The organism is Pseudonocardia asaccharolytica DSM 44247 = NBRC 16224, from assembly GCF_000423625.1.
Lineage (GTDB): Bacteria > Actinomycetota > Actinomycetes > Mycobacteriales > Pseudonocardiaceae > Pseudonocardia > Pseudonocardia asaccharolytica.
This window is the reverse complement of the sequence record NZ_AUII01000023.1, coordinates 28,510-49,197: the sequence shown is the minus strand read 5'-3', so window position 1 is coordinate 49,197 and position 20,688 is coordinate 28,510. Positions and strand designations below refer to the sequence as shown.

At 72.2% G+C, this 20,688-nt stretch carries 21 protein-coding genes; 3 read left to right on the top strand and 18 right to left on the bottom strand.

All coding sequences use genetic code 11. The annotated features are described in order from the left end of the window. Positions 1-13: 13 nt before the first annotated feature. The 7 genes from G567_RS0119295 to purS form a co-directional block, all read right to left on the bottom strand. The gene (locus tag G567_RS0119295; protein WP_028931273.1) at positions 14-358 is read right to left on the bottom strand and encodes a sterol carrier family protein; all 345 of its coding nucleotides are present in this window, start codon (positions 356-358) and stop codon (positions 14-16) included. Next, positions 355-2,643, bottom strand: coding sequence for a phosphoribosylformylglycinamidine synthase subunit PurL (gene purL, locus G567_RS0119290; RefSeq protein WP_028931272.1), 2,289 nt, complete (start codon positions 2,641-2,643; stop codon positions 355-357). The genes G567_RS0119295 and purL overlap by 4 nt, the downstream gene beginning before the upstream one ends. A gap of 51 nt (positions 2,644-2,694) precedes the next feature. Beyond that, positions 2,695-3,129 carry a response regulator gene (locus G567_RS0119285; protein ID WP_037057717.1) on the bottom strand — a complete coding sequence of 145 codons (435 nt, stop codon included), beginning with the start codon at positions 3,127-3,129 and terminating at the stop codon, positions 2,695-2,697. A 5-nt stretch (positions 3,130-3,134) separates the two neighbouring features. Beyond that, positions 3,135-4,745 carry a sensor histidine kinase gene (locus G567_RS29940; protein WP_245585708.1) on the bottom strand — a complete coding sequence of 537 codons (1,611 nt, stop codon included), beginning with the start codon at positions 4,743-4,745 and terminating at the stop codon, positions 3,135-3,137. 50 nt (positions 4,746-4,795) lie between these two features. Then, on the bottom strand, positions 4,796-5,968 hold the full coding sequence (locus G567_RS29935) for a PP2C family protein-serine/threonine phosphatase (protein WP_051233301.1): 1,173 nt from the start codon (positions 5,966-5,968) through the stop codon (positions 4,796-4,798). 94 nt (positions 5,969-6,062) lie between these two features. After that, complete coding sequence (purQ, locus tag G567_RS0119270) at positions 6,063-6,740, bottom strand: phosphoribosylformylglycinamidine synthase subunit PurQ (RefSeq protein ID WP_028931270.1); 678 nt, start codon at positions 6,738-6,740, stop codon at positions 6,063-6,065. Beyond that, on the bottom strand, positions 6,737-6,970 hold the full coding sequence (gene purS / locus G567_RS0119265; RefSeq protein ID WP_028931269.1) for a phosphoribosylformylglycinamidine synthase subunit PurS: 234 nt from the start codon (positions 6,968-6,970) through the stop codon (positions 6,737-6,739). Before purS ends, purQ begins: the two co-directional genes overlap by 4 nt. Positions 6,971-7,169: 199 nt before the next feature. On the opposite strand from purS, the gene G567_RS0119260 reads away from it, so the two are divergent. Further along, on the top strand, positions 7,170-7,799 hold the full coding sequence (locus G567_RS0119260) for an MBL fold metallo-hydrolase (protein ID WP_028931268.1): 630 nt from the start codon (positions 7,170-7,172) through the stop codon (positions 7,797-7,799). A gap of 114 nt (positions 7,800-7,913) precedes the next feature. Here the strand turns inward: G567_RS0119260 and G567_RS29930 are convergent, their stop codons facing one another. The 5 genes from G567_RS29930 to G567_RS0119235 form a co-directional block, all read right to left on the bottom strand. Continuing rightward, a complete protein-coding gene (locus G567_RS29930; protein WP_037057702.1) occupies positions 7,914-8,693 on the bottom strand; it encodes a DUF2334 domain-containing protein in 780 nt (259 codons plus the stop codon). Between the two features lie 118 nt (positions 8,694-8,811). Continuing rightward, a complete protein-coding gene (locus G567_RS0119250; protein ID WP_028931267.1) occupies positions 8,812-9,657 on the bottom strand; it encodes a phosphoribosylaminoimidazolesuccinocarboxamide synthase in 846 nt (281 codons plus the stop codon). Continuing rightward, positions 9,654-11,072: an adenylosuccinate lyase gene (gene purB / locus G567_RS0119245; RefSeq protein WP_028931266.1), complete on the bottom strand. Its 1,419-nt coding sequence runs from the start codon at positions 11,070-11,072 to the stop codon at positions 9,654-9,656. Before purB ends, G567_RS0119250 begins: the two co-directional genes overlap by 4 nt. A gap of 70 nt (positions 11,073-11,142) precedes the next feature. Continuing rightward, on the bottom strand, positions 11,143-11,802 hold the full coding sequence (locus G567_RS29925) for a hypothetical protein (protein WP_051233300.1): 660 nt from the start codon (positions 11,800-11,802) through the stop codon (positions 11,143-11,145). 11 nt (positions 11,803-11,813) lie between these two features. Beyond that, positions 11,814-12,326, bottom strand: coding sequence for a SigE family RNA polymerase sigma factor (locus G567_RS0119235; RefSeq protein ID WP_028931265.1), 513 nt, complete (start codon positions 12,324-12,326; stop codon positions 11,814-11,816). 132 nt (positions 12,327-12,458) lie between these two features. Between G567_RS0119235 and G567_RS29920 the strand changes: the two genes are divergently transcribed. Beyond that, positions 12,459-13,550 carry a threonine aldolase family protein gene (locus G567_RS29920; protein ID WP_084796263.1) on the top strand — a complete coding sequence of 364 codons (1,092 nt, stop codon included), beginning with the start codon at positions 12,459-12,461 and terminating at the stop codon, positions 13,548-13,550. 18 nt (positions 13,551-13,568) lie between these two features. Here the strand turns inward: G567_RS29920 and G567_RS0119225 are convergent, their stop codons facing one another. Together G567_RS0119225 and purD are read right to left on the bottom strand one after the other, a co-directional pair. Further along, positions 13,569-14,684: a pyridoxal phosphate-dependent aminotransferase gene (locus tag G567_RS0119225; protein ID WP_051233299.1), complete on the bottom strand. Its 1,116-nt coding sequence runs from the start codon at positions 14,682-14,684 to the stop codon at positions 13,569-13,571. Between the two features lie 105 nt (positions 14,685-14,789). Continuing rightward, a complete protein-coding gene (purD, locus tag G567_RS0119220; protein ID WP_028931263.1) occupies positions 14,790-16,055 on the bottom strand; it encodes a phosphoribosylamine--glycine ligase in 1,266 nt (421 codons plus the stop codon). A gap of 149 nt (positions 16,056-16,204) precedes the next feature. Between purD and G567_RS29915 the strand changes: the two genes are divergently transcribed. Next, positions 16,205-17,245: a glycerophosphodiester phosphodiesterase gene (locus G567_RS29915; protein ID WP_245585707.1), complete on the top strand. Its 1,041-nt coding sequence runs from the start codon at positions 16,205-16,207 to the stop codon at positions 17,243-17,245. Between the two features lie 16 nt (positions 17,246-17,261). On the opposite strand, the gene G567_RS0119210 is transcribed toward G567_RS29915, so the two are convergent. From G567_RS0119210 to arfB, 4 genes are all read right to left on the bottom strand, one after another. Further along, a complete protein-coding gene (locus G567_RS0119210) occupies positions 17,262-18,194 on the bottom strand; it encodes an alpha/beta fold hydrolase (protein ID WP_037057700.1) in 933 nt (310 codons plus the stop codon). A gap of 8 nt (positions 18,195-18,202) precedes the next feature. Then, complete coding sequence (locus tag G567_RS29910; protein ID WP_037057699.1) at positions 18,203-18,706, bottom strand: phage holin family protein; 504 nt, start codon at positions 18,704-18,706, stop codon at positions 18,203-18,205. 138 nt (positions 18,707-18,844) lie between these two features. After that, positions 18,845-20,071: a Na+/H+ antiporter NhaA gene (gene nhaA / locus G567_RS0119200; protein ID WP_051233310.1), complete on the bottom strand. Its 1,227-nt coding sequence runs from the start codon at positions 20,069-20,071 to the stop codon at positions 18,845-18,847. 176 nt (positions 20,072-20,247) lie between these two features. Continuing rightward, positions 20,248-20,676, bottom strand: a complete 429-nt coding sequence (arfB, locus tag G567_RS0119195; protein WP_028931260.1) for an alternative ribosome rescue aminoacyl-tRNA hydrolase ArfB — start codon at positions 20,674-20,676, stop codon at positions 20,248-20,250. Positions 20,677-20,688 lie beyond the last annotated feature (12 nt).

Below are 20,688 nucleotides of genomic sequence, written 5' to 3'. Positions count from 1 at the left end.
GAGAGTCGATCAGCTACCGGTCGCGATCCAGTGGCAACCATCTGGCCACCTCACCCGCGCGGGTCCCCGATACCGCCAGCGCTCCGCTGCGCACCGCATCGTCCCAGGTCACATCCCCGGTCACGAGAGCGATCCAGGTTCGCACATCGGTTTCCACGACGTTCGGTGGCGTTCCGCGCCCATGCCGTGGACCCGCGACGCACTGCACGGCACCGAACGGCGGAACGCGCACCTCGACGCTGCGTCCCGGCGCCACGGCGGCCAGCGCCGCAAGGCTCTCTTTCACCGCGACGCGCAGCAACGACCGGTCCGGCCGGCTCCCACCCGCCAACCAGTCCGTCAGCGGATCGGGGGTCACGGGGAGCCGAACAGAGCGGGCAGCGTCCCCTCCCAGGCCGTGCGGAGCTCGTCGAGGGACAGCGCGGGCAGCTCACCGATGACGAGCTCGGCGCCGCCGGTGGTGCCCAGCCGCGACGCGGGCACCCCGGCCTCGCCGACGCGGGCGAGGAAAGCCTCGGCGTCCGGCTCGGCCACCGTGACCAGCGCCCGGCCCGCCGACTCCGCGAACAGCGCGACGAACGGATCGAGCCCGGGGGGCGGCGCGATCCTCGCGCCCCGCTCACCGACCAGGCTCGACTCGACCAGCGCCTGGGCGAGGCCGCCCTCGGACAGGTCGTGGGCGCCGGTGAGGACGCCGTCGGCGGCGGCCGCGGCCAGCAGCGCGGCCAGTCGCTGCTCGGCGGCGAGGTCGACCGCGGGCGGGCGGCCACCGAGATGGCCGTGCGCGACGTGTGCCCATTCGCTGCCGCCCAGCTCGTCACGGGTGGCCCCGAGCAGCACGACCGCGTCGCCGTCGCGGGTGAAGCCGCAGCGGACGCGACGGCGGACGTCCTCGAACACGCCGAGGACCCCGATCACCGGGGTCGGCAGGATGGGCCGGTCGCCGGTCTGGTTGTAGAAGCTCACATTGCCGCCGGTGACCGGGATGCCCAGCGTCGCGCACCCGTCGGCCAGCCCCCGCACCGCCTCGGCGAACTGCCACATCACGTGCGGGTCCTCCGGGGAACCGAAGTTGAGGCAGTTCGTCACCGCGATGGGTTCGGCGCCGGAGACCGCGACGTTGCGATAGGCCTCGGCGAGCGCGAGCTGGGTGCCGACATACGGGTCGAGGGCGACGAAGCGGGCGTTGCAATCGGTGGCGACGGCGACGCCGCGGCCGGACTCCTCGTCGACCCGCACCACCCCGGCGTCGGCGGGCTGGGCCAAGACGGTGTTACCGCGCACGTAGCGGTCGTACTGGTCGGTGACCCACGCCCGGCTGCACAGGTTCGGGCTGGCCGCCATGCGCAGGATCTCGGCCCGCAGCTCGCTGGGTGCGGCCGGGCGGGGCAGCGCGTCCGGGGTGTTCGCGACCAGTGCGTCCTGGGCTGCCGAACGCTCGACCGGGCGGTGGTAGACCGGCCCCTCGTCCGCGACCGTGCGCGGGGGAACGTCGACGACGGTCTCGCCGCGCCAGGTGATCCGCAGCCGGTCGTCCTCGGTGACCTCGCCGATGACCGCGGCGAGGACATCCCATTTGCGGCAGACGGCCATGAAACGCTCGACGTCCTCGGGGCGCACCACCGCGCACATGCGCTCCTGCGACTCACTGGCCAGGATCTCCGCGGCGGTCATCCCGGTGGCGCGCAGCGGTACCGCGTCCAGATCGACCTGCATGCCGCCGTCCCCGGCGCTGGCCAGCTCGCTGGTCGCACATGCCAGCCCCGCACCGCCGAGATCCTGGATGCCCACGACGAGCCCGGCGTGGAACAGCTCCAGACAGCATTCGATGAGCACCTTCTCGGTGAACGGATCACCGACCTGCACCGACGGAAGCTTCTTGCGGCCGGAGCCGTCCTCGTCCCCGCTGAAGGTCTCCGACGCCAGCACCGAGACCCCGCCGATGCCGTCGAGCCCGGTTCGCGCCCCGAACAAGATGATCTTGTTACCGACGCCCGAGGCGAACGCCAGGTGGAGATCCTCCACCCGCATCGAGCCCACGCACAGCGCATTGACCAGGGGGTTGCCGGAATAGGACGGGTCGAACACCACCTCGCCGCCCACGTTCGGCAGCCCGAGACAGTTGCCGTACCCACCGATCCCGGCGACGACCCCGGGAAGCACGCGCGCGGTGTCCGGGGCGTCGGCCGGGCCGAACCGCAACGGGTCCGCAACCGCGACCGGGCGCGCGCCCATCGCCATGATGTCGCGGACGATCCCGCCGACACCCGTCGCCGCACCCTGGTACGGCTCGACGTAGGAGGGGTGGTTGTGCGATTCGACCTTGAACGTGACGGCCCACCCGTCGCCGATCTCGACCACGCCGGCGTTCTCGCCGATACCCGCGAGCATCCGCCCCCGCATCTGCGGCGTGGTCGTCTCCCCGAAGTACTTCAGATGCACCTTGGAGGACTTGTAGGAGCAGTGCTCGCTCCACATCACCGCGTACATCGCCAGTTCGGCGTCGGTGGGCCGGCGGCCGAGGATCTCCCGGATTCGGGCGTACTCGTCATCGGCCAGGCCGAGCTCCCGGTAGGGCTGAGGCTGGTCAGGGGTGGCGACGGCGGAGTCGATGCTGTCCACCTGGGGAACGGTCCCGGTCACCGCCTCAGCCTACCTGTGAGCGCGGAGCGGTGTTAGAACACTGTTACGCACTCACGAGCGGCGATGACCAGGGAGTTTGACCAAACCGGCGAAGAAGCCGTCGATCTGCCGGATGGCCTCGACGAACCGCTCGAAATCGACCGGTTTCGTCACATAGGCGTTGGCGTGCAGCTGGTAGCTGCGCAGCACGTCCTCCTCGGCCTGTGAGGTGGTGAGCACGATCACCGGGATGTGCGTGAGCCGCGGATCGGTCTTGATATCGGCGAGCACCTCGCGGCCGTCGCGGCGGGGAAGGTTGAGATCGAGCAGGATCAGGTCGGGCCGCGCGGCGTCGGCATAGGGCGGCTCGTTACGCAGATAGGCCAGCGCGTCGGCGCCGTCGGTGACGACGTCGAGCCGGTTGTGCAGGTACTCCTCGAACGCCTCGCGGGTCATGAGCACATCGCCGGGGTCGTCCTCGACGAGCAGAACCTTGATCGCACGCATCTCGTTCACGCGAATGTCTCGTTCTCCACGGCGGGCGAGCCGTTGGTCGTCGATGAGCCGGCCTGCGGCGCGGCCGGAAGGGTGAAGCGGATGGTGGTGCCCGGCTGGGTGCGCGGGCCCGTGTCGACCCAGATCCGGCCGTCGTGGAACTCGACGATCTTCTTGGCCAGCGCCAGCCCGATCCCGGTTCCCCCGTAGGCGTCCCGGGGGTGCAGTCGTTGGAAGATCACGAAGACCTTCTCGGCGTACTCCGGCTCGATGCCGATTCCATTGTCGGTCACGCAGATCTCCCAGCTGTCCCCCGGACCGGGCGCGGCGGTGATGTGCACCACGGGTGACACACCGGTGGTGCGGAACTTCAACGCATTGCCGATGAGGTTGGCGAACAGCTGATGCAGCAACGTGCGGTCGCCCCGCACCTCCGGCAGCTCGTCGACGACGATCTCGGCGCCGGTCTCCGCGACGGTCGTCTCCCAGACGTGGGCCGCCGCCCGCACGACCGGGCCCAGCCCGACCGGCCCGAGGCCCGCGGTCGTCCGACCGACCCGGGAGAACTCCAGCAGATCGTTGATCAACCGCTGCATCCGTTGGGCACCGTCGACGGCGAAGCCGATGTACTGGTCGGCGCGCTCGTCGAGCTGGCCCTCATATCGACGCTGCAGCAACTGGCAGAAACTGGACACCTTGCGCAGCGGCTCCTGCAGATCATGGCTTGCGACGTACGCGAACTGTTCGAGGTCCCGGTTGGACCGCTCCAGATCACGGGCCTGCTCGCCGAGCTGCCGGTTGGCCTGCTGCATCGCGTCGAGCTCGCGCAGGATATGCAGCCGCATCGCATCGATGTCCTCCCCCAGCTCGATGATCTCGCGCGGACCGTGGCCACCGACGGTCTGCTGCGCATCCCTGGAACCGGAGACCACCCCGCGCACCTGCGCGGCGAGCAGCGAGATCGGCCGCAATACCGCCGTCCGCAGGGCCAGCGTCGTGCTGAGCAGAAAGGCGACGATCACCGCCGTGATCGCGATCCCGGCCAGACCGGCGGACCAGGCCGCCGCCTCGAGCCGCTCCCAGCCAGCGGCCTGAGCCCGCCTGAGATCGGCCAGCAGCACCTCGTTCGCGCTGCGGACCGACTCGAACAGGGCGTCGCCGCGATCGACGGCGGGGAGGGGTGCGCCGGCGCGCGCCGCCGCGATCGCCGGCTCGGCGTACTCGGCGCGCCATGTCCGGGCGGCCGTCTCGACGGCGTCGACGTCGGCATCCGGCGGCCGGGCGTCGTCCTGCGTCGCCAGCGTGCGCAGCGTCTCGAGAGCCTGTGCCTCCGCGTCGCGTCCCCGCGTGTACTGAGCCAGGCCGATCTCCCGGCCGCCGGCGAGGAACGCCTGCACCCCGCCCCGCTGGTCGGCCAGCGCGGCGGACAGCTCGCGGGCGGCGGACTGGGCGGGCACGATCCGATCGACAAGGGTGTCGCGCGCGTCGGTCAGCCCATGCACCGCCAGCGCGCCCAGCGCCGAGGCCACCACGACAAGGAGCCCGGCCGCCCAGGCGAACGTTGCGACGATCCGGCGCAGCGGCCAGCTTCGGCTCTGGTGGCTGCGACCGGCAGGTAACCGGAGCACCCGGTGACCGCGTGGCCCGTCGCGAGGGCCCGCGGCGCCGCTCGATGCCGTCATCCCTCCCTGCCCGCACCGGACAGCAGCAGAATCGCCATATCGTCGGCCAGCGGGCCGCCATTGATCTTCTGCACCCGCTCGGCAAGCCTGCCGGGCAGCTCGTCCAGGCCGGTGTCGCGCTCCTCGTCCAGCAGCTCGAGCAGGCCCTCCTCCCAGAGCCGCTCCTCGGGATCCGGCCCGCGGCCCTCGATCAGACCGTCGGTGTAGAGCAGGAGCGCCCAGTCCGGGGCAAGGGGCAACCGAGCGGGCTCCCAGGCCGCGTCCGCGACGACCCCGAGGGGCGGACCGGCCTTCGGCGAGTCGGTGCTCGGGTGCGGGCGCAGCGAAACCGGCGCCGGATGCCCGGCCAACCGCACCAACGCCTCACCGGCACTCGGTGCGATCACGACGGTGCAGACCGTGGTGAACAGGAACGGATCGTGTCGCTCGCTGACCAGGACTTCCTGCAGGTTGGACAGCAGCTGCGGCTCGTCGACCCCGGCCAGCACCAGCGCCCGCCAGGACACCCGCAGCAGCGCTCCGAGCGCCGCCTCGTCGGGCCCGTGCCCGCAGACGTCGCCGACGATCGCGTGCACGGCACCCGAGGGGCCGAGCACCGCGTCGAAGAAGTCGCCGCCGATCAGTGAGCGGATCCGCCCCGAGCGGTAGAACGACCGCGCCCGTACCCGGCTGCCCGCCAGCAGCGGCGAGGGCAGCAGCCCCCGCTCGAGACGGGCCGACTCGGCCGCCGCCAGCTGCTGCTCCCGCAGCCGCACCAGGCTGGCCTCGGCGCGGCGGCGCTCGACGGCGTACCGGATCGCCCTGATCAGCACCGGACCGTCGGCCTTGCCCTTGACCAGGTAGTCCTGCGCACCGATGCCCACCGCGGCGATCCCGAGGTACTCGTCGTCCAGACCGGTGAGCACGCAGACCGCGGCGAACGGGTCGGCCTGCAGGACCTCGCGCAACCCCTCCAGATCGCGGCTGCCGGGGACGTTCAGATCGAGCAGCACACAGTCGGCCATCACCAACAGCCCGCGCTGAATCGCCTCGGCGACCGAGCCGGCGACCAGCAAGCGGATCTCCGGTGCGACCTCGGCGAGCAGCTCCTGTACCAGGAAGACGTCGCCGGGATCGTCCTCGACCAACACCACCCGGCGGCTCGGCTGACCGGGTAGGGGACGGGTCACGGTCGAGGTCCTCCCTGTGCCGACGAACTCGCTGGACCGCGCGTCTGAACAGCCTAGAGCAGCAGCACCAGGAGGATCCGCGCACGCTGCGACGTCAGGCGGCGGCGACAGCCGTCAGCACCGAGGTGAAAACGCCGAGCCCGTCGGTGGACGGGCCGGTCAGGGGGTCGATGGCGTGCTCGGGATGCGGCATCAGCCCGACGACGCGACCGTCGGCCGACGCGATTCCGGCGATATCGGACAGCGCGTCGTTGGGATTCTCTCCCACGTAGCGGAACACCACCCGGCCCTCGGCCTCCAGCTCGGCGAGCGTTGCGGCGCCGGCCACGTACCGGCCCTCACCCGACTTCAACGGCACCACGATCTCCTGGCCGCGGGTGTAGTCGCTGGTCCAGGCGGTTTCGGTCGAGTCGATCCGCAACCGCTGATCACGGCAGACGAAGTGCAGCCCCGCGTTGCGCACCAGCGCACCGGGGAGCAACCCCGCCTCGCAGAGGATCTGGAACCCGTTGCAGATACCCAGCACCGGCAGGCCGCGGCGCGCCTCGTCGATGACCTCGGTCATGATCGGCGCCAGGCTCGCGATCGCGCCCGCGCGCAGGTAGTCACCGTAGGAGAAGCCGCCGGGGACGACCACCGCCGCCACCCCGCGCAGGTCGTGGTCGCCGTGCCAGAGCGCGACCGGCTCGGCACCGGCGTGGCGGACGGCGCGGGCCGCGTCGATGTCGTCGAGCGTGCCCGGAAACGTGATCACTCCGATGCGCATCGTCATAGCCGGGTCACAGTCCAGTCCTCGATCACCGGATTCGCGAGCAGGTCGCCCGCGATGCGGTGCAGGGTGTCGTCGTCGATCGAGTCGTCGACCTCGAGCTCGAAATGCTTGCCCTGCCGGACCTCGGCCACGCCGGCGACCCCGATCCGGGTCAGCGCACGGGAGACCGCCTGACCCTGCGGGTCCAGGATCTCGGGCTTGGGCATCACGTCCACCACCACTCTGGCCACGACATCAGCGTACGGGGGTGGCCGCCGGACCCGGGCCGCCCGGTCGGTGAGGATGCCGACATGGCCCACGAACACGCGTTGGGCCTCGACCGCGTGCGGCCGATCGATCCGCCCTGCGAGGAGGCCGGGCTGCGGAATCTCCTGTTGCCTGGATGACGTCGGGTAGCGCCACGTGGAGGGCACAACGCACAGTGTCGCTGTGCAGATCACCCACTTCGGCCACGCCTGCGTGCTCATCGACACGGGTACGGCGCGGCTGCTCATCGACCCGGGCACGTTCTCGGCCGGCTTCGAGAAGCTCAGCGGACTCGACGCCATCCTCGTCACCCATCAGCACGTCGACCATCTCGACATCGACCGGCTTGCCCCGCTCCTGGCGGCGAACCCGCAGGCCAGACTGGTCATCGACGTCGGGACGGCGACGCAGATACACGACTACGACTTCGAGCTGACCGCGCCCGGGGAGACGTTACAGATCGCTGGTGCCCGGGTCGAGGTGCTGGGCGGCGCTCACGCCGTCATCCATCCCGACATCCCGCTCGTGCCGAACAACGCCTACCTGATCGACGGCGTCGTGCTGCATCCCGGCGACTCGTACACCCCGCCGCCCGCGCCCGGCCTCGACGTTCTCTTCGTCCCGACCGGAGCGCCGTGGTTGAAGGTGTCCGAGTCGGTGGACTACCTGCGCGCGGTCGCCCCCCGCACAGCGGTGCCGATTCACGAGGCGGTCCTCGCCCGGCCCGCGATGCACTACCGCCTTTTCGAGCAGTTGCGGCCGGACGGCACGGACCTGCGGGTCCTCGAACGCGAAGCGCCCACCAAGGTCTGACCTGTCTTTCTCCCGCTGCTGCGAACGCTACGAAACGGCTGTTCCACCATGCGCGCAACAGCCGTTTCGTAGCGTTCGCACCCAAGCGGCAGCCGCAGGCCGACGACCGCCGGGTCAGGCCGCGACCAGTGCCGCGCCCGGGGCGTAGGTCAGCGGCCGCGCGCCAAGGGCCAACACGGCATCGACGGTAGCGAGCGCGGAACGCACCCGCGCGGGTTTCGCGAGATCCTTCGCCCGCAGCGCGATCCGTACCAACCCGCCGCGGCGGGCGACGCGCAGCGCCTCGGCCTCCAGCAGCCGGCACCGCGCCAGCTCGGCGGCCTTTCGGCCCTCGGCGACGGGCTTGCGCTCATCCGATACCCGAAAGCCCAGCACCCGCGACCGCAGCTCGGCTCCCTCGTCCAGTAGCCGGACCCCGTGCTCGTCGGCGCAGACCGCGAACCGCTGATCGCGCAACGCCTCGAGGGTGCCAGGGGAGACCAGCCAGCGCGGCGGAACGAACAGGTCGGTCGTGAGTCCGGTAGCGACGAGCACCCGGCGGGCCGCCGTCAGCCGAAGCCCCGCCTCGTGCCGCGGCAGCGCGGCGAACTCCGCCCGCCGGCCCAGCCCGGCCATGGCCGAGGGTTGCCAGGATCCGAGCGGCGCGGTGGTGTGGTCGTAACCGTGCAACAGGATCGCGTCCCCGGCCGCGCGGCGTTCCCGCAGCCAGCCCGCGAGCTCGGAGCGGGAGTCGATCGGGCCGCTGCGAACGCGCGGGCGGAACAGTTGCGACAGCGGAACCCGGCGGGCGTCGAGCGCGGCCGCCAACTCGATCGCACGGGCCAAGGCGGTGTCCCGGTCGGCCGCGGTGTCGGCGCTGAGCCCGGACAGTGAGACGACGAGTCGAGCCGTCATGCCTCCATGAAGCCACATCCGGATGAAGGAAGCGTATCCCGGGCCGAGGACCCGACGAACGCTCGGTGAACTCCCAGCGCACCCGGTCCCGTGAGTGCGTAACAGTGTTAGAACACTGTTACGCACTCACGGGAGCGAAGGGCATGCCGGTGATGCGTTCGTAGACCTCGATGTAGCGGGCACGCGTAGCCGCCACGACGTCGGCGGGCACCTCGGGCCCTGGGGGGGTGCGGTCCCAGTCGAGGGTGGCCGACCAGTCCCGGACGAACTGCTTGTCGAAGGAGAACTGCGGCCGTCCGGGCTCCCATCGGTCGGCGGGCCAGAACCGCGACGAATCCGGCGTGAGCACCTCGTCGGCCAGCACGATCTCGCCATCGGGTGCCCGCCCGAACTCCAGCTTCGTGTCGGCGACGAGGATCCCCTTCACAGCGGCGGTCTCGGCGCCGCGCCGATAGATCTCCAGGGTCAGCTCGCGCAACCGGACGGCCGTCGAAGGACCGACCATCTCGGCCACCTCGTCGAAGGTCATGAACTCGTCGTGCTCGCCGACGGGCGCCTTCGTCGTCGGGGTGAACACCGGCTCGGGCAGCCGCGACCCCTCGACGAGTCCGGCGGGCAGCTCGAGCCCGGAGATCGTCCCGTTCTTCTGGTACTCGCGAAGCCCCAGCCCGGTCAGGTAACCGCGGGCGATGCACTCCACCGACAGCATGTCCAGCCGCCGGCAGCGGATCGCGCGCCCGGCGAACTCGGCCGGGACGTCGGTCGCGGAGATGACGTGATGCGGGACGAGATCGGCCAGCCGATCGAACCACCAGAGCGACAGCCGGGTGAGGACGGCGCCCTTGTCCGGGACCGGCGTCGGCAGCACCACGTCGTAGATCGAGAGCCGGTCGGAGGCGACGAGGATCAGGTCCTCCCCGTCGGCGTAGACGTCGCGGACCTTGCCCGAGTGCAGCAGCTTCACAGGATCGCTCCGGGGGTGTATGCGGCAGCGTCAGGGTGCGCGTCGACGATCTCGCGCACCCGCGCGACGACGGCCCCGACCTGCGCGGCCGCGGCCCCGGTGAACGGCAGCGGGTCGGCCAGCAGGCCGTCGAGCGCCCCGACGGGCAGACCGAGCCGCTCGTCACCGGCCAACCGGACGATCAGGTCGTTCTCGGCCTGGCCCTTCTCCCGCATGGCCAGCGCGACGGCGACCGCGTGCTCCTTGATCACCTCGTGCGCGGTCTCCCGGCCGACACCCGCGCGCACCGCGGCCATCAGGACCGCGGTGGTGGCGAGGAACGGCAGGTAGCGGTCGAGCTCGCGGGCGATCACCGCCGGGTAGGCGCCGAACTCGTCGAGCACGGTCAGCATCGTCTCGAACAGTCCGTCGAGGGCGAAGAAGGCATCGGGCAACGCCACCCTGCGCACCACCGAGCAGGACACGTCGCCCTCGTTCCACTGCGCGCCGGCGAGCTCGGCGAGCATCGCGGCGTTGCCGCGGAGCACGACGGCCAGCCCGTTGACCCGTTCGGCCGAGCGGGTGTTCATCTTGTGCGGCATCGCCGACGAACCGACTTGGCCCGGCTGGAAGCCCTCGGTGGCCAGCTCCTGGCCCGCCATCAGCCGGATCGTCGTCGCCAGGCTGGACGGGGCCGCGGCCAGCTGGACCAGCGCGGACGCCACGTCGTGGTCGAGCGATCGCGGGTAGACCTGGCCGACGCTGGTCAGCACGGCGGTGAAGCCCAGGTGTGCCGCCACCCGCCGCTCCAGCTCGGCGAGCCTGGCGGCGTCGCCGTCCAGCAGGCTGAGCATGTCCTGGGCGGTGCCGACCGGTCCCTTGATTCCGCGCAGCGGGTAGCGCCCGCGCAGGTCCTCCAGCCGGGCGTAGGCGACGAGCAGCTCATCGGCCGCGGTGGCGAACCGTTTGCCCAGCGTGGTGGCCTGCGCGGCGACGTTGTGGCTGCGCCCGGCCAGCACCAGCTCGGCGTACTCGGCGGCGCGGCGGGCGAGCCGCGCGAGAATCGCCACGGTCCGGTCCCGGACCAGCTCCAGCGACAACCGGACCTGCAGCTGTTCGACGTTCTCGGTGAGATCGCGGCTGGTCATGCCCTTGTGCACGTGTTCATGGCCGGCGAGGGCGTTGAACTCCTCGATCCGGGCCTTGACGTCGTGGCGGGTGACCCGCTCGCGCGCGGCGATCGAGTCGAGGTCGACCTGCTCGACGACGCGGGAGTAGTCGGCGATCACCCGCTCCGGGACGTCGACGCCGAGCTCCCGCTGGGCGCGCAACACCGCGATCCAGAGCTGTCGCTCCAGAGTGATCTTGCGTTCCGGCGACCAGAGCTCGACCAGCTCGTGGCTCGCGTACCGGGCGGCCAGCACGTTGGGAATCACATCGCATGAGCCTACGGCCCATGCGTGGCCAGTCGTGCCGGAGCGTCACTTACCACTCACGGGCCAGCCACTACAGGCGCGGGGCCAGCGCGTCGGCGACGCTCTGCAGCCGGCCCGCGAACGGGACGGCTCCGGATTCCACGGCCCCGCGCGAGGTGACCGACACGTACCCGCCGGATGCGGTCGGCGCGCCCGCCCGCTGCCAGCCGACCGGAAGCCCCTGCTCCGGCGGCGGCACGCCCGGACCGCTGTAGATCACGCTGAGCAGCCCGCGCGCCGCCCCGTCGGTGACCTCCAGATGCACCTCGCGTCCGCCGCCGGGCCGGCATTCGGCCGTTCTCGGCGCCTCGGGGGCGGTCCGCACCTCGGGCAGCACCGCATCCAGCACCGCACGCAGGGCCGCACCCTGCTTCGCGCCGCAACCATCCGGATCGCCGAGGCCGGGCGGGGCGGTGGGAGCCGCCGGGGCCGCCAGGTCGGCGGCCTCCCTGGGGGCGGGTGCCGCCGCCGCGACCGGCTGCTCCCCCCGGCCCGCGGGGAGGCCGCCGACCGCCGCCGCCCCGGCCCCGCCGATCACCAGCAGCGCCGCCACGGCGCCGCCGGCCACCGCCGAGCGCCGCCGCAGGGTGGCCCGCCGGGATGCGGCGACGACGTCGGCGTATCCGAAACTCGGCGGGGGCGAGTCGGCGGCGGTCGCGCGAAACCTGGCGCCGAGCTGCTCGTCGTCCATCTCCACCCTCCTCAGCCTGCCGGTCTCAGGTCGTCGAGGGCGTCACCGAGCGCCGCACGCAGCGCGGCCAGCCCATGCGCGGTCTGGCTCTTGACGGTGCCCTCGGCACAACCCAGCGCCGCGGCGGTGGCGGCGACATCGAGGCCCTCCAGGTAGCGCAGTACCAGCACCGCCCGCTGCCGGGGCGGCACCGCGCGCAGGCCGTCGACGAGCGCGTGCCTGGTCGCGACCGCGTCGCTGGCGGCCGCCACCGGCACCGCGGGCAGCGCGTCGACCGCGCGCTCCCGGCGCCACGGCCGCCGCGACTCGTCGACCACCGACCGGACCAGCGTCCGCCGGACCCACGCGTCGAGCGCAGCGCGGTCCCGGATGCGTCGCCAGTGCCGGTGCAACGCCACGAACGCCGACTGCGCATGATCATCGGCGCGATGCCAGTCGCCGCACAGCAGGTAGGCGGTCCGGCGCACGGCCTCGCAGCGCGCTCGGAAGTACTCCGCGAACTCACGCTCGGCGGCCTCGTCCACGCGCACGGTCCTCCCCAGTCGCCCTCACCGACTCGACGTACCGGGAGGCGGAACGGTTGCATCGGACGCACGTCGTGACCTTTCCGTGACCCTGTCACGTTCCTGACGGCGCCTCCTGATTCAATCGCCGATGTGCGACCCATCACGCGAACCCACCGGCCGAAGGCCGGCACCGAGCCGGTCGACCTGCGTTCGGACACGATCACGGTCCCGACCCAGCAGATGCGATCGGCGATGGCCAAGGCCGAGGTCGGCGACGACGTGCTCGACCACGACCCGACCATGCGTGCGCTCGAGGAGCGGGTAGCGGCGCTGATCGGCACCGCCGCTGCACTGTGGACACCCAGCGGGTCGATGGGCAACATCATCGCCCTGATGGCCCACCTCGACCGCGGTGACGAGTTCCTGGCCCCGGCGGGCGCCCACGTCCTCGAAGCCGAGCTAGGCACGGCGGCCTGGCTGGCCGGCGGGATGCCCCGGGCACTGGAGCACGACGCGGGCCCCGGCAAGGTCTCCCCGGATGCCGTTCGCCGGGCCGCGAGCACCACCGGGCCCTACTACAATCTGCGCACCAAGCTGCTGTGCCTGGAGAACACCCACAACGCTGCCGGCGGGACGATCACCGCCCCGGACGAACATGCGGCCGTCGCGGCCGCTGCGCGGGCCGCCGGCCTTGCCGTGCATCTGGACGGAGCCCGGATCTGGCACGCCGCGGTCGCGCTCGGGGTGCCGCCCGCGGTGCTGACCGTCGGCGTCGACACCCTGCAGGTCTGCCTGAGCAAGGGCCTCGGGGCACCGGTCGGATCGGTCGTGGCGGGCTCGGCCGAGTTCGTCGCCGAGGCGCGCAGGCTGCGCAAGATGCTCGGCGGTGGGGTGCGCCAGGGCGGGGTGCTGGCCGCGGCGGGGCTCGTCGCGCTCGATCGCATCGACCGGCTCGCCGAGGACCATGCGCGAGCCGCCCGGCTGGCCGACGGGCTGCACGAGCGCGGCTGGCAGGTTCAGCGGCCACAGACGAACATCGTGCTGGTCACCGTCGCCGACATCGCCGGAACCCTGCGCCGTTTCGACGACGCGGGCGTCCGTGCCTCTGCGATAGCGGGCAAGGTCCGGCTGGTGACCCACGCCGACCTCACCGAGGCCGACATCACCGCGGCACTCGACCGGATCGGCCCGATCGAGCGACCCCGCGACGGCGTGTCCAGGATGCGCCCGGCCAGGCGGTGAACCCGGCCCGGCCCGCGCCTACCGGCCGAGCCAACCCTCGAGTCGTTGCAGCGCCTCACTGATGTCCTCGGTCGCCCCTGCACAGGAGAGCCGGATGAACCTGCCGCCGTCGACGGGGTCGAAGTCGATCCCCGGCGCGACGGCGATCCCGGTCTCGGAAAGCAGCCGGTAGGTCAGCTCCATGGAATCGCCGGTGAGATGCGAGACGTCGGCATAGACGTAGAAGGCGCCGTCCGGCGGGGCGATCCGTTCGATGCCCAGCTTCGGCAGTCCCTCCAGCAGCAGACCCCGGTTGACGCCGTAGCGCACAACATGCCCGTCCGCCTCGGCGTAGCTCTCTCGCGTGAACGCGCCCAGCGCAGCGTGCTGCGGCAACGCGGGCGGGCAGACGGTGAAGTTCCCGGCCAGGCAGTCGACCGCACGCAGCAACCTCGGCGGAACCAGCAGCCAGCCCAGCCGCCATCCGGTCATCGAGAAGTACTTGGAGAACGAGTTGACCACGATCGCCCCGCGCGAGGTCTGCCACGCGCAACTGGTCTCCGGGGCACCCGGATAGGAGATTCCGTGGTAGATCTCGTCGCTGACCAGCTGGATACCGTTGTCCGCGCAGTACGCCGCCAGCGCCGCGAGCTCCCCCGCGTCGAGAACGGTGCCCGTCGGATTGGCCGGGCTGGCCACGACGAGCCCGCGCACCGGCGCGTCGAGGGCTTCGAGCATCGCCACCGTCGGCTGGAACCGGGTCTCCGGCCCGCACGGCAGCTCGACGACCTCGCAGCCGAGCGCGCTGAGAATGTTGCGGTAGCACGGATATCCGGGGCGGGCCATCGCCACCCGGTCACCGGCGTCGAAGCTGGCGAGGAAGGCGAGCAGGAACCCGCCGGACGAGCCGGTGGTCAGCACGACCTCGTCGGGATCGACCTGGATGCCGTAGCGGTGCGCGTAATGGCCGGCGATCGCGGCCCGCAGCGGCGGGATGCCGAGGGCGACGGTGTAGCCGAGGACCTCGGTCTGCAGCGCCGCGGCGGCGGCGAGCCGAACGGCCGCGGGCGCCGGCGTCGACGGCTGACCGGCGGAGAGGTTGATCAGGTCACCGTGGGTGCGCTGCCGTTCGTCCGCGGCCGCCCACACGTCCATGACGTGAAACGGCGGGATCTCGGCCCGCTGGGCGACTCTCAGGCATTCCGTCGGTACGGCACGTCCGGTCACGCCGCGAGCTTAGGACGCCCGCGGATCGGCCGGTCATGCCCTGGACGGCACGGTGATCTCACCGCGGACGGCGCGCAGCGCGATATCCGACCGGTGGTGCGACCCGGCCAGATGCACCCCGGCGAGGCGCCGATAGGCGTCCTCCCGAGCCGCACCGAGATCCGGTCCGGTCCCGACCACCGACAGCACCCGGCCCCCCGCCGAGACCACCGCGCCGTCGTCGCGGCGCCGGGTGCCCGCGTGCAGCACGCCGTCGGCCTCGGCCCCGGTGATGACGTCGCCGAGCCGCGGGGTCCCGGGATAGCCCTCGGCGGCCAGCACCACGGTCACCGCCGCGCCGGGAGACCACTCCAGCGGCGGCAGCTGCGCCAGCCTTCCGGTGGCGACGGCCCGCAGCAGCCCGGCCAGCGGGGTCCGCAGCAGCGCGAGCACGACCTGGGTCTCGGGGTCGCCGAAGCGGCAGTTGAACTCGATCACCGCGGGCCCGTTCGAGGTGAGCGCGAGGCCGGCGTAGAGCAGCCCGTTGAACGGCACGCCGCGCCGGTCGAGCTCGTCCACCACCGGCTGCACGATCCGCTCGACCACCTCGTCGACGAGGCCCGGGTCGGCCCACGGAAGCGGCGCGTAAGCGCCCATCCCACCGGTGTTGGGACCGCTGTCGCCGTCGCCGACCCGTTTGAAGTCCTGCGCGGGCAGCAGCGGGACGACCTTCCGCCCGTCGACCAGGCAGAACAGCGACGCCTCCGGGCCGTCGAGGAACGACTCCAGCAGCACCGGGTGCCCGGAGTCGAGCAGGTGCAGCGCGTGCGCCCTGGCGACCTCGAGGTCCGGGCTGACCACGACGCCCTTTCCGGCGGCCAGTCCGTCGTCCTTGACCACATACGGCGGGGTGAACCGGGCCAGGGCCGCGTCGAGATGCGCTGGGTTGTCGATGACCTCCGCCCGGGCGGTCGGCACGTTCGCGGCGGCCATGACGTTCTTGGCGAAGCTCTTCGAACCCTCGATGCGGGCCGCCGCGGCGCTCGGGCCGAAGCAATCGATGCCGGCCGCCCGCACGGCGTCGGCCACCCCCGCCACCAGCGGCACCTCGGGGCCGACGACGACGAGGTCCGCGCCCCATCCCAGGGCACCCGCCGCCACCTTGGCCGGGTCGCTCACGTCGAGGCCCCGCTGTTCGGCCAGCGCCGCGGTACCGGCGTTGCCGGAGGCACAGCACAACGCGGTGACCGCAGGGTCCTGCGCAAGGGAGAAAAGTATGGCGTGCTCACGAGCACCGGAACCGACGACCAGGACGCGCACGGTCGGTGAGCGTAGATGCTCACACTCAGGAACAGGCAGCCGCCTCACGCGTTCATGTCAACGATGCCCTCCGGTCGCCGGTCCGTGAGCTCACGGACGCGATGACCCGCCAAGGTCGCACACATGCCGACGAATCTGAGAGGACCGTCGTGTCAGTCCTGACCCCGGACGCAGCACGGGCAGAACACCCGCTGGTGATCGGTCATCGCGGCGCGTCCGGGTACCGGCCGGAACACACGCTGGAAGCCTATGAGCTGGCCGCCCGGATGGGTGCCGACTACATCGAGCCCGATCTCGTCACGACCTCCGACGGCGTGCTGGTCGCGCGCCACGAGCCCGAGATCAGCGCCACCACCGACGTCGCCGAACACCCCGAGTTCGCCGTCCGCCGGACCACGAAGACGATCGACGGCCTCACCCGCCACGGCTGGTTCGCCGAGGACTTCACCCTCGCCGAGCTGAACACCCTGCGCGCGGTCGAGCGGCTTCCGCGTCTCCGCCAGGAGAACACCATCTACGACGAGCGCTACCGGGTGCCGGCGCTCACGGACGTGCTCGCGCTGCGCGCCCGGCTCTCCGCCGAGCTCGGCCGCGAGATCGGCGTCTACATCGAGACGAAGAACCCCAGTTATTTCGCGTCGATCGGGCTGCCGCTCGAACCGGCGCTGGTGCGCGCGCTGCGCGAGGCCGGTCTCGACGAGCCGGACGCTCCGGTGTTCCTGCAGTCGTTCGAGACCGCGAACCTGCAGATGCTGCGCGGGCAGGTCGGGGTGCGGCTGGTGCAGTTGATCCACGGTGTCGGCGCGCCCGCCGACCTGGTCGCCGCGGAGGACCCGCGCGGCTATCTCGACCTGGCGAGCGCCGCGGGGCTCGCCGAGATCGCCGAGTACGCCGACGGCATCGGCCCGCTCAAGGACCTGGTGATCCCGCGGTCGGGCGACGGTGTGCTCGGTGCGCCCTCGCCCCTGGTGAGCCAGGCGCACACGGCCGGGCTGCTGGTGCACCCGTTCACATTCCGTAACGAGAACGCGTTCCTGCCCGCCCAGTACCGTTCCGGGGGTCCCGGCGCGGACTACGGCGACGCGTTCGCCGAGTACGAGGCCTTCCTGCGGGCCGGCGTGGACGGGATGTTCACCGACAACCCCGATACCGCCGTCGCCGCCCGGTCGGCGCTGCTCGCGCCCGTCTGACCACGGTGCAGGGTCGCTAGCCGGCGAGGAAGTCGACGAGGCGTCGGGCGGTCTCGGAGGGCCGCTCCTGGTGCGGGAAGTGGCCGGTCGCGGGCAGCACGACGTGGTCGAACGGGCCATCGGTCCAGCGGGCCGAGGCGCGCGCCGTCCGCTCCAGCAGGAACGGGTCGTCGGCGCCGTGCACCTGCAGCACCGGCATCGACGCGCGGCGGGCGACCGCGGCGGCGAAGCGGCGGCCCTCGGCGCGCAGCTGGGAGCGCAGTGCCCATCGGTAGTACTCCATCGCGCAGTGCGCGACCGCGGGGATCTGCACGGCCTGCCGGTTCCGCGCGGCGGCCTCGGCGAAGTCCGCGGTACCGGTCCACTCCCGGCCCGCCCAGCCACGCATGATCCGCTCGACCCTGGCGCCGTCGTCGGCGCGCAGCGAGTGCTCGGGCCAGCGCGGGAGCTGGAAGCCCAGCACGTGGCGGGCGGTGGCCCGGCCCTGGCCGCGGGGGTCGCGCACCACCTGCGCGCGCAGCGCGAGCGGATGCGGCGCGGCGAACACCGCCAGCGCGCGCACCACCCTCGGGTGCAGCGCGGCGACCGTCCAGCCGATCAGCCCGCCCCAGCCGTGCCCGACGACCCGCGCCTCGGGTTCACCGAGCGCCCGGATCAGGCCGGCGACGTCACCGCCGAGGGTCCACAGGTCGTAGCCGCGGGGGGGTTTGTCCGAGTCGCCGTAGCCGCGCAGGTCCACCGCGACGGCCCGGTAGCCGGACTCCGCCAGCGCGGTCAGCTGGTGGCGCCAGGACCACCAGAACTCGGGAAAACCGTGCAGCAGCACGACCAGCGGGCCCTCGCCGCATTCGGCGACATGCAGCCGGATGCCGTTGGCCGATACCGCGCGGTGCGTCCAGGGCCCGGGCAGCCGGACGGACGACGGGTCGGGGCCGCCGCGGGTTCCCACGGCAACGGTCAGCGGGCGCCGGCCGCGTGCTGCCCGTTGCGCTCCGGGGCCTCGGCGCCGCCGAGGCCGCTGAAGACCTGCGCCGACTCCTTCAGGCTGCTGATCGTGCGCTCCGGCTTGCGGATCTTGCGCACCCGCAGATAGCCGAGCAGCCCGGCCAGGCCCGCGATCAGGAGCATGATCCCGAAGGTGATGGCGAACGCGATCGGAGGGCTGAGCACCAGTGCGAGCGCCTCGGCGACCGCGAAGAAGAAGAAGAACAGGCTGAACAGCGCGATCACCAGCGCGGTGACGAAGAAGACGCTGCCCTGCAACCCCTTCCGCACCTCGGAGCTGACCTCGGCCTTGGCCAGCTCGACCTCCGACCGGATCAACGACGAGACGTGTGTCGTCACGTCGCGGGCAAGGGCGCCGATTGACTGGTCGGCCGCACGGGCCGGCTCGGCCGAGAGCGGAATCGAGGGCAGCACGGGTGGAACGTCCGTGCCGCTGGAGCTGTTCGAGCTGGCCACCGCGGTCCCTCCTGGGTTGTCGTCGTTGGCATGATCGGCGGCGTCATCGTGCCACGTTGCCCCCACGGTCGCCCGGTCAGGACACCGGAGAAGGGTCGTAGACCGCGCCGCGCGCCGCGCTGACCCCGGTACGGGCGGCTATTCCGCCGGATCGCCGGCGAGCCGGTGTATCCGGCCGCGCCGCACGAGCATGGCCGCGGCGATGAGCGACGCCGTCGCGGACGCCAGCAGCACGGCGGCCTTGGCGGTCTGCACGAGTTGCGGTTCGTGCTCGGCGAGCGCCAGCTCGGCGATGAGCAGGCTGACGGTGAACCCGACCCCACCGAGCATCGACACCGCGAGCAAGTCGCGCCAGTCAAGGCCGGGCGGCCGGGACGCCGGGACGAATCTGATCACCAGCCACGACGACGCGAAGATGCCCACCAGCTTGCCCACCAGCAGGCCGACGACGACGGCGAGGGACACCGGCTCGGTGAACACCGCGCGCAGCGCCGACGCCCCGATCGGCACACCGGCGGCGAACAGGGCGAAGACCGGCACGCAGAACCCCGCCGACCAGGGTTGCAGCCGGTGCTCCAGCCGGACCGCGGGCGACTCGGCCTCGTCCGGGTCGGCCTTGACCCTGGTGAGGAGCCCGAGCAGCACCCCGGCGATCGTCGCGTGCACCCCGGCGTCGTGCATCGCGACCCAGGTGACGACGGCGAGCGGCACGTAGAGCCACCAGGCCCGGATCCGGCGCCGCTGCAGCAGCCAGTACGTTCCTGCGGCCGCGACCGCGACGAGCAGCGCGACCACGTGGACGCCCGTGCTGAACAGCACGGCGATGATGACGATGGCGCCCAGATCGTCGGCGACAGCGAGCCCGAGCAGGAACACCCGCGCGGTGGTGGGCAGCGCCGACCCGGCCAGCGCGAGCACCCCGAGCGCGAACGCGATATCGGTGGCGACCGGGATCGCCCAGGCCTTCTCCATTCCCGGCGCGCCCTGCCCGACAAGCAGCGCGAGAACCGCCGGGACGATCATCCCGCCGAGTGCCGCGGCCACCGGGAGCAGCGCTCTGCGGATCGTCGACAGCTCCCCGAGCACCAACTCACGCTTGAGCTCGAGCCCGACCACGAAGAAGAACACCGCGAGCAGCCCGTCGGTAGCCCACTGCGCCAGGGTGAGGTCCAGGTGCAGCGCCGCCGGACCGACCCTGATCTCCCGTATCGCCTGGTAGAGCTCCGCCGACGGCGAGTTGGCCCAGATGAGGGCGATCGCGGTGGCGACGAGGAGCACGACCCCGCCGACGGTTTCAGTGCGCAGGTAACGGCCGAACTCCGAGACGGGCGTCGCGAAGGCATCCTGTAGGCGGCGGGGAACGATCACAAGCGGCTCCAGACTGGTCGGTGGAACGACTGCCGACCAGACTTCCCGGCACACCTGCGGCGAGCCTAACGGCCACCCGCCGCTGCTGTCCCCCTAACGTGTCCCCACCCACCGCGAGTCGCGGTGTTTCCGCGACCGAGTCGAGGTAACTCCGCGCGCGGGCCGGTCCGCCGTTATTCCTCCGGCCGCCCTCGCAGCTTCTTGATCGCACCCCGTCGGGCCTTGGCGTCGAGCCGACGCCGGCGCGACGCCGCAGTGGGCCGGGTGGGCCGCCGCTTCGGCGGGTCGGGAGCCATGGCGGAGCGGAGGGTCTCGGCGAGGCGCTCGCGCGCGACGTCGCGGTTGCGCAGCTGGCTGCGGTGCTCGGCCGTGGCGACCGTCAGGACTCCGTCGGCGAGCCGCCCTCGGAGACGGGCGAGCGCTCGCTCCCGCAGCTGCGTCGGAACGCTTGGTGAACGGGCGAGATCGAAGGAGAGCTCGACCCGGGAATCGGTCGTGTTCACGCCCTGCCCGCCCGGTCCGGACGCACGCGAGAACCGCCAGCGCAGCTCGCGTTCGGGTAGGACGACCCCGCGACGCAGCGCCAGGCCGTCCTCGGGCATACGACGAGCATG